The organism is Streptococcus sp. 9903 (assembly GCF_013276625.1).
Lineage (GTDB): Bacteria > Bacillota > Bacilli > Lactobacillales > Streptococcaceae > Streptococcus.
Map to the genome: position 1 here is coordinate 24,390 of NZ_VMLI01000032.1, position 11,856 is coordinate 36,245.

Consider the following 11,856-nt stretch of genomic DNA (forward strand, 5'->3'; position numbering starts at 1 on the left):
GTATAAGGTTAGTGTATATGAAACGTTCTCTCGACTCTAGAGTCGATTATAGTTTGCTCTTGCCAGTATTTTTTCTACTGGTTATTGGCGTGGTGGCTATCTATATAGCCGTTAGTCATGATTATCCAAATAATATTCTGCCCATTTTAGGGCAGCAGGTCGCCTGGATTGCCTTGGGGCTTGTGATTGGTTTTATCGTCATGCTCTTCAATACAGAGTTTCTTTGGAAGGTGACCCCCTTTCTATATATTTTAGGCTTGGGACTCATGGTTTTGCCGATCGTCTTTTATAATCCAAGCCTGGTTGCATCAACGGGTGCCAAAAACTGGGTATCAATAAATGGAATTACCCTATTCCAACCGTCAGAATTTATGAAGATATCCTATATTCTCATGTTGGCTCGTGTGATAGTTCAATTTACAAAGAAACATAAGGAATGGAGACGCACGGTTCCGCTGGACTTTTTGTTAATTTTTTGGATGATTCTCTTTACCATTCCAGTCCTAGTTCTTTTGGCACTTCAAAGTGACTTGGGGACGGCTTTGGTTTTTGTAGCCATTTTTTCAGGAATCGTTTTATTATCAGGGGTTTCTTGGAAAATTATTATCCCAGTATTTGTGACTGCTGTAACAGGAGTTGCTGGTTTCTTAGCAATCTTTCTTAGCAAGGACGGACGAGCTTTTCTTCACCAGATTGGAATGCCGACCTACCAAATCAATCGGATTTTGGCTTGGCTCAATCCCTTTGAGTTTGCCCAAACAACGACTTACCAGCAGGCTCAAGGGCAGATTGCCATTGGGAGTGGTGGCTTATTTGGTCAGGGATTTAATGCTTCGAATCTGCTTATCCCAGTTCGAGAGTCGGATATGATTTTCACGGTCATTGCAGAAGATTTTGGCTTTATTGGCTCTGTCCTTGTTATCGCCCTTTATCTCATGTTGATTTATCGTATGTTGAAGATTACTCTGAAATCAAATAACCAATTCTACACCTATATTTCCACTGGCTTGATTATGATGTTACTCTTTCATATCTTTGAGAATATCGGTGCCGTAACAGGTTTGCTTCCTTTGACTGGGATTCCCTTGCCTTTCATTTCTCAAGGGGGATCAGCTATTATCAGTAATTTGATTGGTGTTGGCTTGCTTTTATCGATGAGTTACCAGACTAATCTAGCTGAAGAAAAGAGCGGAAAAGTTCCATTCAAACGGAAAAAGGTTGTATTAAAACAAATCAAATAAGGAGAAAATCATGGTAACAGTAGCAGTTATGTTAGCTCAGGGCTTTGAAGAAATTGAAGCCTTGACAGTTGTAGATGTCTTGCGTCGCGCCAATATCACTTGTCATATGGTAGGATTTGAAGAGCAAGTGACAGGCTCGCACGCAATCCAAGTAAGAGCAGATCGTGTCTTTGATGGTGATTTATCAGACTATGACATGATTGTCCTTCCTGGAGGGATGCCTGGTTCTGCACATTTGCGCGATAATCAGGCTTTGATGCAAGAATTGCAAAGTTTCGAACGAGAAGGGAAGAAACTGGCAGCTATTTGTGCGGCGCCAATTGCCCTCAATCAAGCAGGGCTATTGAAAAACAAGCAGTACACTTGTTATGACGGTGTTCAAGAGCAAATCCTTGATGGTCACTACGTCAAGGAAACAGTAGTGGTAGATGGTCATTTGATAACCAGTCGAGGTCCATCAACAGCCCTTGCCTTTGCCTACGAGTTGGTGGAGCAATTAGGAGGAGACGCAGAGACTTTACGAACAGGAATGCTCTATCGAGATGTCTTTGGTAAAAATCAGTAAAACGGGAGTTATTCTCTCGTTTTTCATGTGGAAAAATCAGGGAAATCATCGCTTTTTTCATAAAAAAATGCTATAATGAAGGGTATGAAATATCACGATTATATCTGGGATTTAGGTGGAACTTTACTGGATAATTATGAAACTTCAACAGCTGCCTTTGTTGAAACATTGGCACTGTATGGCATCACACAAGACCACGATAGTGTCTATCAAGCTTTAAAGGTTTCTACTGATTTTGCGATTGAGACATTCGCTCCCAACTTAGAGCATTTTTTAGAAAAATACAAGGAAAATGAAGCCAGAGAGCTAGAACACCCGATTTTATTTGAAGGAGTTTCTGACTTATTGGAAGATATTTCAAATCAAGGTGGCCGTCATTTTTTGGTCTCTCATCGAAATAATCAGCTCTTAGAAATTTTAGAAAAAACTTCTATAGCAACCTATTTTACGGAAGTAGTGACTTCTAGCTCAGGCTTTAAGAGAAAGCCAAATCCTGAGTCTATGATTTATTTAAGAGAAAAATATCAGATTGGCTCTGGTCTTGTCATTGGTGATCGGCCGATTGATATTGAAGCAGGTCAAGCTGCAGGACTGGATACCCACTTGTTTACCAGTATCGTGAATTTAAGACAAGTATTAGACATGTAAGAAAAAGGAATAAGATGACAGAAGAAATCAAAAATCTGCAGGCACAGGATTATGATGCCAGTCAAATTCAAGTTTTAGAGGGCTTAGAGGCTGTTCGGATGCGTCCAGGGATGTATATCGGGTCAACTTCAAAAGAAGGTCTTCACCATCTAGTCTGGGAAATTGTTGATAACTCAATTGATGAGGCCCTGGCAGGATTTGCCAGTCATATTCAAGTCTTTATTGAGCCAGATGATTCGATTACTGTTGTCGATGATGGGCGTGGTATCCCAGTCGATATTCAGGAAAAAACAGGCCGACCTGCTGTTGAGACAGTCTTTACGGTTCTTCATGCTGGAGGAAAATTCGGCGGTGGCGGCTATAAGGTCTCAGGTGGTCTTCACGGAGTAGGGTCATCAGTAGTTAACGCCCTTTCCACTCAATTAGATGTTCATGTCCACAAAAACGGTAAGATTCATTACCAAGAATACCGTCGTGGTCATGTTGTCGCAGACCTTGAGGTAGTCGGAGATACAGATAGAACTGGAACAACGGTTCACTTCACACCAGACCCAGAAATCTTTGCTGAAACAACAACCTTTGATTTTGATAAATTAAATAAACGGATTCAAGAGTTAGCCTTTCTAAATCGCGGTCTTCAAATCTCCATCACAGATAAGCGTGAAGGTTTGGAACAAACCAAGCACTATCATTATGAAGGTGGGATTGCTAGTTACGTTGAATATATCAACGAGAACAAGGATGTTATCTTTGATACACCAATCTATACAGATGGTGAGATGGATGATATCACAGTTGAGGTAGCCATGCAGTACACAACGGGTTACCATGAAAATGTCATGAGTTTCGCCAATAATATTCATACCCATGAAGGTGGAACGCATGAACAAGGTTTCCGTACAGCCTTGACACGTGTTATCAACGATTATGCACGTAAGAATAAGTTACTGAAAGATAATGAAGACAACTTAACAGGGGAAGATGTCCGTGAAGGCCTGACTGCAGTTATCTCAGTTAAACACCCAAATCCGCAGTTTGAAGGACAAACCAAGACCAAATTGGGAAATAGTGAAGTGGTCAAGATTACCAATCGCCTCTTCAGTGATGCTTTCTCCGATTTCCTCATGGAAAATCCACAGATTGCCAAACGTATCGTGGAAAAAGGGATTTTAGCTGCTAAGGCTCGTGTAGCTGCCAAGCGTGCGCGTGAAGTCACCCGTAAAAAATCTGGTTTGGAAATTTCCAACCTTCCAGGTAAACTAGCAGACTGTTCTTCTAACAATCCTGCTGAAACAGAACTCTTCATCGTCGAAGGAGACTCAGCTGGTGGATCAGCCAAATCGGGTCGTAACCGTGAATTTCAGGCAATTCTTCCAATCCGCGGTAAGATTTTGAACGTTGAAAAGGCAAGTATGGATAAGATTCTAGCTAACGAAGAAATTCGTAGTCTTTTCACAGCGATGGGAACAGGATTTGGGGCAGAATTTGATGTTTCGAAAGCCCGTTACCAAAAACTCGTTTTGATGACCGATGCCGATGTCGATGGAGCCCACATTCGTACCCTTCTTTTGACCTTGATTTATCGTTATATGAAACCAATCCTAGAAGCTGGTTATGTTTATATCGCCCAACCACCAATCTATGGTGTCAAGGTTGGAAGCGAGATTAAAGAATATATTCAGCCAGGAGCAGATCAAGAAATTAAACTCCAAGAAGCTTTAGCCCGCCATAGTGAAGGACGTGCCAAACCAACCATTCAGCGTTATAAAGGTCTGGGTGAAATGGATGATCACCAATTATGGGAAACAACCATGGATCCCGAACATCGCTTGATGGCCAGAGTTTCTGTGGACGATGCTGCAGAAGCAGATAAAATCTTTGATATGTTGATGGGGGATCGAGTAGAACCTCGTCGTGAGTTTATCGAAGAAAATGCTGTCTATAGCACGTTGGATGTCTAAAAAATTGGGAGAAGTAGTTCCCTTGGTCTAAAAAATATGATATAATCATTACGATTGTTTCAAGTAAAAAAGGAGTTTGATATGTCTAATGGACAACTAATTTATTTAATGGTTGCAATTGCAGTCATTTTAGTTCTGGCTTATGTAGTGGCAATCTTTCTACGTAAGCGAAACGAGGGAAGATTAGAGGCGCTAGAAGAAAGAAAAGAAGAACTATACAATCTTCCAGTAAATGATGAAGTAGAAGCTGTAAAAAATATGCACTTGATTGGACAAAGTCAAGTGGCTTTCCGTGAATGGAATCAAAAATGGGTCGATTTATCTCTCAACTCTTTTGCCGATATTGAAAATAATCTCTTTGAAGCAGAAGGCTATAACCATTCATTTCGTTTTCTCAAGGCCAGTCATCAAATTGACCAAATTGAGAGTCAAATTACTTTGATTGAAGAAGATATTGCTGAAATTCGCAATGCTTTGGCAGACTTAGAGAAGCAAGAATCTAAAAATAGTGGTCGTGTTCTCCATGCTTTGGATTTATTTGAGGAACTTCAGCATAGAGTTGCTGAAAATTCAGAACAGTATGGTCAAGCCTTGGATGAAATTGAAAAACAATTAGAAAATATCCAATCTGAATTTTCACAATTTGTAACCTTGAATTCATCGGGTGACCCTGTGGAAGCCGCAGTGATTTTGGATAATGCTGAAAATCATATCTTGGCTTTGACACATATTGTTGATCGTATACCAGCAATTGTAACAACATTATCTAAAGAGCTACCAGATCAACTAGAAGATTTAGAAGATGGTTATCGTAAACTAATTGATGCTAATTATCATTTTGTTGAAACGGATATTGAAGCACGTTTCCACTTGCTTTATGAAGCATTCAAGAAAAACCAAGAGAATATTCGTCAGTTGGAATTGGATAATGCCGAATATGAGAATGGACAGGCACAAGAGGAAATCAATGCCTTGTATGATATTTTTACTCGAGAAATTGCTGCTCAGAAAGTAGTGGAAAATCTACTTGCAACTCTTCCAACTTACCTTCAACATATGAAAGAGAATAATATTTTATTGGGAGAAGATATTGCACGTTTGAGCAAGACCTATTTACTTCCTGAGACAGCTGCAAGCCATGTTCGTCGTATTCAGACAGAATTAGAGAGTTTTGAGGCAGCTATTGTTGAGGTAACTTCAAATCAAGAAGAACCAACCCAAGCTTATTCAGTTCTTGAAGAAAATCTTGAGGATTTACAAACTCAACTAAAAGATATTGAAGATGAGCAAATTTCAGTTAGTGAGCGCCTGACACAAATTGAGAAAGATGATATCAATGCACGTCAAAAGGCCAATGTTTATGTCAATCGTCTCCATACTATCAAGCGATACATGGAAAAACGCAATCTGCCAGGTATTCCACAAACTTTCTTGAAGTTATTCTTTACGGCAAGCAATAATACCGAGGATTTAATGGTTGAGTTAGAACAGAAAATGATTAACATTGAATCTGTTACCCGAGTTCTTGAAATTGCAACGAATGATATGGAAGCTTTAGAAACGGAAACTTATAATATTGTACAGTATGCAACCTTGACAGAGCAACTCTTACAATATTCTAACCGCTATCGCTCATTTGATGAACGCATTCAAGAAGCATTTAACGAAGCTTTAGAGATTTTTGAAAAAGAATTTGATTATCGCGCTTCATTTGACAAGATTTCTCAAGCATTGGAAGTGGCAGAGCCTGGTGTAACCAACCGCTTTGTTACCTCATATGAGAAAACACGTGAAACGATTCGTTTTTAATAAAAGAAAAAGATTTGATTGTGTGAGGAGCAGAATCAAATCTTTTTCTATAGTAATATCGTGAGCAAAAGATTTCAAAATGATAAAAACGCATAATAGCGGGTGTAAAAACTCTTGCTACTATGCGTTTTATTATGGAAAGACTTATTGGACTTTCTCTCAAATCGAGTTTTTACTCAATTTCCTTACTTGATTGGGATTGAAATTCCAATCAATTTCTCTGAGTAGAGTGTCTTGATATTGGCTTCATCAATAGAGTCCTTATCAATTTTACGTTTCAAGAAAAATTCTTGAATGGTTTCGATTTCAGGCTCACGAATAGCACGGTGTTTATTTGAGATGAGGATTTCATAGTGAAGCGGCGCTTGGGTAAAAATAACATCAGTATTTCCTGCTGAGTAAACCTCAACAAGGGTTGCATCTGTACTTTCTAGCTGGCTTTTTACAAGTTGCGAGTGTGAGTTTGTCGTATTGATAAGCTTCATAATATTTCCTCCGATTTTCTAATTCTATTATAGCACTTTTTGAATAAAGTCGCTTGATTTATACTCAATGAAAATCAAAGAGCAAACTAGGAAGCTAGCCGTAGGCTGCTCAAAACACAGTTTTGAGGTTGTAGATAAGACTGACGAAGTCAGTGACCATATCTACGGTAAGGCGACGCTGACGTGGTTTGAAGAGATTTTCGAAGAGTATTAGCCAATCTTATGCTGTTTTTTCCAAGATTGGATGGCCCATTTATGGCTACCACGTTTAAGATTTTCAATAGCCTCATCAATAGGGAACCAAGCAATATGATTAAAGTCTTCTAGTGGCTTTTGCACTTCTTTGAAAGAAGTCGCTTCATAGAGGTAGGCAGGATTGTAGTAGTAGGTATCACGGTGACGAGAGTAGAAATATTCGTCAGCTTGTCCGTAATAGGTACCAATTTCAGCAGTGAATCCAAGTTCTTCAATCAATTCACGTTTTAGGGCTTCCTGATGATTTTCCCCTGCTTCAATTTCGCCACCTGGTAAGAACCAAGCACCATTAGGAGCTTGAACTAAAACTATTTGTTTTTGTTCAGCGTCAGGAATAACTGCATATACTCCATAGCGTGCAACATAGTCTGTATTCGCTTTTTTTTCTCCGAAAGTTGGGTTTGCCATTGCATTTTCCTCATTATCTAGTATCGTTATTATTATCATAATGGACAAAGGGCAAGCTGTCAAGAAATTACAGTTATTTTAGTAAAAAAGAAGCAGAAAATTTTCATTTTCTACTTATTTTATATAGTATTTATTTTTCTGTTTCAGAAGCTTTCACTTCAGCTTTTTTGGCAGACTTAATTTGAATCTTGCCCTTGCTGGTCATAACTGCCTTGAGGTCTTTTTCGCTTGGATTTTCAAGGTAGTAGTCAGTGATTGCGTCCTCAATATAGTCTTGAATAGTCCGGCGAAGTGGGCGTGCTCCCATTTTTGGATCATAACCGAGGTCAACCAATTTTTCCTTGACTTTGTCTGTCACATCGAGATGGATATTGTTGCTAGAGAGGCGCTTATTAACATCAGCTAGCATAAGCTCGACGATTTGAAGGAGGTTGTCTTTGCTGAGAGCTTTGAACTCGATGATGCCGTCAAAACGATTCATAAATTCTGGGCTAAAGAAGTTGCCGAGTTCACCGAGAACAGAGTTGGTACGTCCTTCGCGCGCTGCCCCAAAACCAACGCTAGCTTCGGCCTTACCTGTACCTGCATTTGAAGTCATGATGATGATGGCATCCTTAAAGCTGACGGTACGTCCTTGCCCATCTGTCAAACGACCATCATCCAAGACCTGGAGGAACATGTGCATAACATCAGGGTGAGCTTTTTCCACTTCATCGAGAAGGATGAGAGAATATGGATTGCGGCGAACTTTTTCAGTTAATTGACCAGCCTCATCATAGCCAACATAACCTGGAGGAGCGCCGACCAACTTAGCCACACTATGTTTTTCCATGTATTCACTCATATCAAAGCGAATCATACTGTCAGCAGAACCAAAGAGTTCGATAGCTAGTTGTTTGGAAAGTTCTGTCTTACCGACACCAGTTGGTCCGACGAAGAGGAAGCTTCCGATTGGGCGGTTAGGTGTACCGAGACCGACACGATTACGGCGAATAGCCTTGGCAATCTTATCGACAGCATCATCTTGTCCAATAACATGAGACTTGAGATCTTCGGCTAGATGGATGAGTTGAGATTGTTCTTTCTCTTTCAAATCACCAACAGGGATATTGGTTTTCTGCTCAATAATGTGCTCAATAGTTTTCTCGCTGATGATAGGAGTATCTTGGTCTGTGACCTTTTTCTTTTGCATTTCTTTATACTTGGCAATCTGGTCGCGGAAATAGGCAGCCTTCTCAAAATCTTCTTCTCGTGTAGCTTGAGATTTGAGATTTTCAGCCTCAATCAAGCGCTGATCAATGACTTTAGGATCCACAAAATTCAAGGTCAAGTTCATCTTAGAACCTGCTTCATCTAGGAGGTCAATGGCCTTGTCAGGTAAGAAGCGGTCTTGAATATAACGATTGGAAAGAGTTGCAGCTGCTTCAATTGCAGCATCGGTATATTGAACGTGGTGATAGTCTTCGTATTTCTTTTGAATTCCTTTGAGGATAATGATTGTTTCGTCCACCGTTGGTTCATCGACTTTGACAGGCTGCATACGACGCTCTAAGGCAGCATCCTTTTCAATGATACGGTATTCATTGAGGGTAGTAGCGCCGACAAGTTGCAGTTCTCCACGAGCAAGGGCTGGCTTGAGGATATTTCCAGCATCCATATTACCATCGCTCGCAGAACCTGCACCGACAATTTCATGGATTTCATCGATAAAGAGGATAATATCCTCACGTTTGCGAATTTCTTCCATGAGTTTTTGCATGCGTTCTTCAAATTGTCCTCGGATACCTGTTCCTTGAACCAAGCTAACCACATCCAAGCGGATGACTTGTTTGCCTTGGAGTTTATGTGGAACATCGCCATCAACGATTTTCTGAGCTAGACCTTCGACAACGGCCGTTTTTCCGACACCTGGTTCACCGATAAGGACAGGATTATTCTTGGTTCTACGATTGAGAATCTCGATGACACGGATAATCTCATCGTCGCGCCCGATAACGGGGTCAATGTCTCCACGACGGGCAATCTCAGTTACGTTGATACCAAATTCTTCTAGCAGGCCTTTTTCTTGGCTTGGGGGCGGAGTTTGAGCAGATCCACGATTTTGGGAACCATAACCGCCGTTTCCACCGTAACCTCCACCTGATTGGGTTGGGGGAATAGGAGGAGTATTGCTAGAAGGTCTGAAATTGTTTAGATCATTGAAGAAATCACCAAAAGGATCGAAATCACGATTGTTCAAATCTGTCATTCCTTTAAAGAGACTGTTATTAGGATCTGTTTTGATAATCTTGTAGCAGTTTTGACAGAGGTCAATTTGTTTTTGTTTTCCATTGAGATTGGTGTAAAGATGAATTGTTGAGTCGTTGATTTTACAGTTTTGACAAAGCATACATCTACCTCATTTCTTTCTTTAGCCTGACCTGTTCAAAGGTCAAAAATAGTCAAATTCCTATACTCTCATTATAACAGGATTGGGGTGTAAAGCAAGTAAAAAGATTGAAGCTTTGAGAAGTTGTTACAATGAAAATTTTTGTGAATTTGGACTAAAAAAAATCCTATTTGTGAGACAAAAAGGATTTTGGTTAGACATGCAGGGGCAATCCCAGCTTGCTTTAGATTAGTAGAGGAGTTCGTAAATCTCCATTGCAATTAAGTCAATGCTATCAAAAGTATAAGTTTCGCGAGCTTCTACATCACGAAGGGTAAAGATTGATCCGTTTTCTTCGTCGTGGCTGTATGCAACTTCTGCAACAACAACTCCTTCGCGTTCAAAATTACGTTTTAAATTTCCGCCATCGTTTGCCATTGCTTCAAGGCGGTTGATGATTCTAACCAAATGTGATTCCATTTTGATTCTCCTTCATTTCTTATCGTTACTATTTTACCATAAAGGAGGCCAACTTGACTAGAAAAAACTAAGATTTCTCGCTAATTCTGCTAGTTTAAAGATTTTTAAATAAATTGGATAAAAGATTTGAATTTTAATTCAATGCATGTTATAATCATACAGTACTCTATTTTAGAAAGCAGTGTGACTATGAATTTTTCTTTTTTACCTAAGTATTTACCTTATTTTAACTATGGGGCTGTTGTGACGGTTCTCATTTCTATCTGTGTTGTCTTTTTGGGAACTATTTTGGGTGTTGTCTTGGCTTTTGGGCAACGTTCAAAGTTTAAACCGCTTGTTTGGCTGGCCAACTTGTACGTTTGGATTTTCCGCGGGACACCGATGATGGTTCAGATTATGATTGCCTTTGCTCTAATGCATATCAATGCTCCGACTATTCAGGTTGGAATTTTGGGTGTTGACCTTTCTCGTCTGATTCCAGGGATTTTGATTATTTCTATGAACAGTGGTGCTTATGTTTCTGAGACTGTTCGTGCCGGAATCAATGCAGTTCCAAAAGGTCAGCTAGAAGCGGCTTATTCGCTAGGGATTCGTCCTAAAAATGCGATGCGGTATGTGATTTTGCCACAAGCAATCAAAAATATTTTGCCAGCATTGGGGAACGAATTTATCACCATTATCAAGGACAGCTCCCTCTTATCAGCTATTGGGGTTATGGAGTTGTGGAACGGTGCTACAACAGTTTCTACAACAACCTATCTACCTTTAACACCACTTTTATTTGCAGCCTTTTATTACTTGATTATGACTTCTATTTTGACAGTAGCCTTGAAAGCTTTTGAAAAACGTATGGGACAAGGAGATAAGAAATAATGACAGAAACCTTGATAAAAATTGAAAATTTACATAAATCCTTTGGAAAGAATGAAGTATTGAAGGGCATCAACCTCGAGATTAAAAGAGGAGAAGTTGTTGTTATCATCGGTCCTTCGGGGAGCGGGAAATCTACCTTGCTTCGCTCTATGAATTTGTTGGAAGAAGCAACAAAGGGGAAGGTTATCTTTGAGGGAGTCGATATTACGGACAAGAAGAATGACCTGTTTGCCATGCGTGAGAAGATGGGCATGGTTTTCCAACAATTTAATCTCTTTCCTAATATGACTGTGATGGAAAATATCACCTTGTCACCTATCAAGACCAAAGGTGAGAGCAAGACAGTGGCTGAGAAGAGAGCCCAAGAGCTTTTGGAAAAAGTTGGTTTGCCAGATAAGGCAGACGCTTATCCACAGAGTTTGTCAGGTGGTCAGCAACAACGGATTGCCATCGCGCGTGGTTTGGCTATGGAACCAGATGTTTTGCTCTTTGACGAACCAACTTCAGCCTTGGATCCTGAGATGGTAGGTGAGGTATTGGCTGTTATGCAAGACCTTGCCAAGTCAGGAATGACCATGGTTATCGTAACACATGAGATGGGATTTGCCCGCGAGGTGGCAGATCGTGTTATCTTTATGGCAGACGGTGTGGTTGTTGAAGACGGAACACCTGAACAGATTTTTGAACAAACCCAAGAACAACGGACTAAGGACTTCTTGAGTAAGGTTTTATAATCTATTTTAAAATTTCAAGACAAGATTAG

At 40.1% G+C, this 11,856-nt stretch carries 12 protein-coding genes; 8 read left to right on the forward strand and 4 right to left on the reverse strand.

From position 1 onward, the window contains the following. Positions 1-17 precede the first annotated feature (17 nt). The 5 genes from HT696_RS09810 to ezrA all read left to right on the forward strand — a co-directional run bounded on the left by HT696_RS09810 (position 18) and on the right by ezrA (position 6,224). The gene (locus HT696_RS09810; RefSeq protein ID WP_112443510.1) at positions 18-1,241 is read left to right on the forward strand and encodes an FtsW/RodA/SpoVE family cell cycle protein; all 1,224 of its coding nucleotides are present in this window, start codon (positions 18-20) and stop codon (positions 1,239-1,241) included. 10 nt (positions 1,242-1,251) lie between these two features. Beyond that, on the forward strand, positions 1,252-1,806 hold the full coding sequence (locus tag HT696_RS09815; RefSeq protein ID WP_112443511.1) for a DJ-1 family glyoxalase III: 555 nt from the start codon (positions 1,252-1,254) through the stop codon (positions 1,804-1,806). Positions 1,807-1,890: 84 nt separating this feature from the next. Then, complete coding sequence (locus HT696_RS09820; RefSeq protein ID WP_173217604.1) at positions 1,891-2,454, forward strand: HAD family hydrolase; 564 nt, start codon at positions 1,891-1,893, stop codon at positions 2,452-2,454. Positions 2,455-2,468: 14 nt separating this feature from the next. Continuing rightward, complete coding sequence (gene gyrB, locus HT696_RS09825) at positions 2,469-4,415, forward strand: DNA topoisomerase (ATP-hydrolyzing) subunit B (RefSeq protein ID WP_173217602.1); 1,947 nt, start codon at positions 2,469-2,471, stop codon at positions 4,413-4,415. An 81-nt stretch (positions 4,416-4,496) separates the two neighbouring features. Then, positions 4,497-6,224 (forward strand): septation ring formation regulator EzrA, encoded by a 1,728-nt coding sequence (gene ezrA, locus HT696_RS09830; protein ID WP_173217600.1) that lies wholly within the window; start codon positions 4,497-4,499, stop codon positions 6,222-6,224. Positions 6,225-6,409: 185 nt separating this feature from the next. On the opposite strand, the gene HT696_RS09835 is transcribed toward ezrA, so the two are convergent. After that, complete coding sequence (locus HT696_RS09835) at positions 6,410-6,709, reverse strand: DUF1827 family protein (RefSeq protein ID WP_000767194.1); 300 nt, start codon at positions 6,707-6,709, stop codon at positions 6,410-6,412. Positions 6,710-6,776: 67 nt separating this feature from the next. Between HT696_RS09835 and HT696_RS10805 the strand changes: the two genes are divergently transcribed. After that, positions 6,777-6,923 carry a hypothetical protein gene (locus tag HT696_RS10805; RefSeq protein ID WP_000693452.1) on the forward strand — a complete coding sequence of 49 codons (147 nt, stop codon included), beginning with the start codon at positions 6,777-6,779 and terminating at the stop codon, positions 6,921-6,923. On the opposite strand, the gene HT696_RS09845 is transcribed toward HT696_RS10805, so the two are convergent. The 3 genes from HT696_RS09845 to HT696_RS09855 all read right to left on the reverse strand — a co-directional run bounded on the left by HT696_RS09845 (position 6,920) and on the right by HT696_RS09855 (position 10,220). After that, positions 6,920-7,372, reverse strand: coding sequence for an NUDIX hydrolase (locus tag HT696_RS09845; RefSeq protein WP_112443514.1), 453 nt, complete (start codon positions 7,370-7,372; stop codon positions 6,920-6,922). The genes HT696_RS10805 and HT696_RS09845 overlap by 4 nt on opposite strands. A 130-nt stretch (positions 7,373-7,502) precedes the next feature. Further along, positions 7,503-9,761 (reverse strand): ATP-dependent Clp protease ATP-binding subunit, encoded by a 2,259-nt coding sequence (locus HT696_RS09850; protein WP_112443515.1) that lies wholly within the window; start codon positions 9,759-9,761, stop codon positions 7,503-7,505. A gap of 228 nt (positions 9,762-9,989) precedes the next feature. Then, the gene (locus tag HT696_RS09855) at positions 9,990-10,220 is read right to left on the reverse strand and encodes a DUF1797 family protein (protein WP_000443574.1); all 231 of its coding nucleotides are present in this window, start codon (positions 10,218-10,220) and stop codon (positions 9,990-9,992) included. A 189-nt stretch (positions 10,221-10,409) separates the two neighbouring features. Between HT696_RS09855 and HT696_RS09860 the strand changes: the two genes are divergently transcribed. Both HT696_RS09860 and HT696_RS09865 read left to right on the forward strand, forming a co-directional pair. Then, positions 10,410-11,093, forward strand: coding sequence for an amino acid ABC transporter permease (locus tag HT696_RS09860; protein WP_001011642.1), 684 nt, complete (start codon positions 10,410-10,412; stop codon positions 11,091-11,093). After that, on the forward strand, positions 11,093-11,827 hold the full coding sequence (locus HT696_RS09865; protein ID WP_112443516.1) for an amino acid ABC transporter ATP-binding protein: 735 nt from the start codon (positions 11,093-11,095) through the stop codon (positions 11,825-11,827). The genes HT696_RS09860 and HT696_RS09865 overlap by 1 nt, the downstream gene beginning before the upstream one ends. Positions 11,828-11,856 lie beyond the last annotated feature (29 nt).